The organism is Okeania sp. SIO2B9 (assembly GCF_010672505.1).
In the GTDB taxonomy this organism is placed as follows: domain Bacteria; phylum Cyanobacteriota; class Cyanobacteriia; order Cyanobacteriales; family Microcoleaceae; genus Okeania; species Okeania hirsuta.
Map to the genome: position 1 here is coordinate 1 of NZ_JAAHGK010001134.1, position 2,503 is coordinate 2,503.

2 protein-coding genes are annotated in these 2,503 nt (G+C 32.8%); both read left to right on the forward strand.

Features of this window, described 5'->3' with window-relative positions; translation table 11 throughout:
* Positions 1 to 1,078 (forward strand): ATP-binding protein (locus F6K13_RS28140; protein WP_287289149.1); only part of this gene is annotated, 1,078 nt, incomplete at its 5' end.
* A 642-nt stretch (positions 1,079 to 1,720) separates the two neighbouring features.
* A complete protein-coding gene (locus F6K13_RS28145; protein ID WP_124147023.1) occupies positions 1,721 to 2,407 on the forward strand; it encodes an N-acetylmannosamine-6-phosphate 2-epimerase in 687 nt (228 codons plus the stop codon).
* Positions 2,408 to 2,503: the final 96 nt, after the last annotated feature.

The following is a 2,503-nucleotide window of genomic DNA, read 5'->3' on the forward strand; positions in this document are numbered from 1 at the left end:
TGTTATTGGTATTTCTTCAACTCTTTTACGCTGGTCTTATGGCAATAGAGGAGCTAAAACAATACCAATACAAAAGCAAAGAGATTATTTACAAATAATCCATGATAGTGGCGAACATCTCCTAGAATTAATCAATGATATTCTAGATTTATCTCAAGTAGAAGCTGGCAAAGCAGTTTTAAATATCGGTGATTTTTCTCTCTCTAAATTAAGTTATGAACTTTGGCAAACTTTTAGAGAAAAAGCAGAAAAAAACGAAGTAAAATTAACTTTAGAACAAACAATAAATCCACAACTAGATCTATTTACTGCCGACCAAAGGCGAGTTAAACAAATTCTCTTTAATCTTCTCAGTAATGGAATTAAATTTACTCCTAGTGGGGGGAGTGTCATACTTAAAGTTATCAGAGACAAAAATACAGCAATTTTTCAAGTAGAAGATACCGGTATAGGAATTTCTGAAGAGCAAAAACCATTATTATTTAATAAATTTCAACAACTAGATTCTCCTTATAATCGTCAGCAAAGTGGTACGGGTTTAGGTCTGGCTTTAACAAAACAATTAGTAGAACTTCATGGTGGAATTGTTGAAGTAGAATCTGCTATTGATTTTGGCTCTACTTTTACAGTGAAATTACCAGCACAACCCCTAACATTAAAAAATGAAGAATTAAAACAAAAAGAAGAAAATTCACCTAATATTTTATCCTTGCAAGGTAGTGTAGTGTTGATTGAGCAAGAAGAAGATGTTGCCACAGTAATTTGTGATATTTTGACAGCAGCAGGATTAAAAGTTGTATGGATAATAGAAGGTTCTACAGCAGTGGAGCAAACTATTTTGTTGCAACCTCTTGCTGTAATTGTAGATATGCAATTACCAGGAATGGATGGTGTAGAAATTATCCAGCAGTTACGCACAACAAATAGTAGTGAAAATCCAAAAATTCTGGCATTAACTACTTTTGATCAACAAATAGATATGGAATATTGTTATACTGTTGGTGCAGATGAATGTTTGACTAAACCAATTAATCTCGAATATTTATTGAGTAAAATGATAGACTTGCTGACCAAATAAGAATTCAGTCATAGGTAATTGGTAATATACCTGACCAGTATGGTAATTTCTATAAGTAAGTTTCAAGTATTTAATAACTTTTGTTGTTTTCATAGTTATTTGAAACTTTCAAATATCTTATTACTATTACTTTTAAAATGGTATAATCATATTTTATTTGTGGAGCTTACAGCACTTTTCATTTAAGTAGACTACGAAATTATTTTTGCTTAAGGAGTGGGGAGCAGAAAAATGCTTTAGCCACTATAGTCTATCTATGTGAAAATTCCTATAATATCAAATTAATATGAAGTTGTATAGAATAATATTTTAATCAGAGTTGATTGTAGATCGGGAGATACAAGTTAATAAATGCAGCTTCACATAAAATTGGTATAACACCTAAAACCTAATATTATATCCGGTTGAATAATTATAAATAACGACGGAGGAGTCAAGAGAGAATAAAAAGGAAGAGGATCAGAAAGTTTTTTATTACTAATTATCCGGACTTGATATAAAGTCTAATACCTAACACCTAACACCTAATTCTGTACAGCCTCATATAAAATTGGTATAATTCCTGATACTGACTACATGAATTTATCTCTACTTATAATCTATAAATCAGCTCTAACATCTATACAAAATAATTATTTAACCATGACTAATAAATACTCCGATCTATCATTACCACAAGGTTTAATCATTTCTTGTCAAGCTCCCACTGACTCCCCTTTAAATCATCCAGAAGTTATTGCAGCTATGGCACAAGCATCTATAAATCAGGGAGCTTCAGCAGTGAGAATAGATACACCATCCCATATTCGAGCAGTGCGACAGAGAATTACTCAACCAATTATTGGTTTGTGGAAGCAACAAATACCAGGATTTGAAGTTTATATTACGCCCCAATTTTCAGATGCAGAAGCGATCGCCAAAGCAGGAGCAGATATTATTGCTGTTGATGCTACTGCCAGAAAACGTCCGGGAGGAGAAACTTTAGCAACATTAATTACTCGTATTCATAATGAATTAGGAAAATCAGTAATGGCCGATGTAGATACTATAGAAGCAGCACAACTAGCTGTAGAAGAAGGTGCGGATTTTGTCGCCACTACTCTGTATGGTTATACTGAGCAAACAATCACAAAATCTCCTCCTGGTTTTGAGCTGTTAAAACAGATAGTAAAAAACTTAGAAGTGCCAGCAATTTGTGAAGGAGGTATTGCTTCTCCCACAATGGCAAAAAAAGCTATGAATTTAGGAGCTAATGCTGTAGTTGTCGGGACAGATATTACAGGAATTGATAGTAAAGTCAAAGCTTACAAAATGGAGATGATTTCTTAAATTAGCTAAATACGCTAATTATTTAATGCGCTTTTATATCATGTCCGGTTGAATACTTATAAATAAATAACGGATGAGTCATAATTCAGGAGGAAA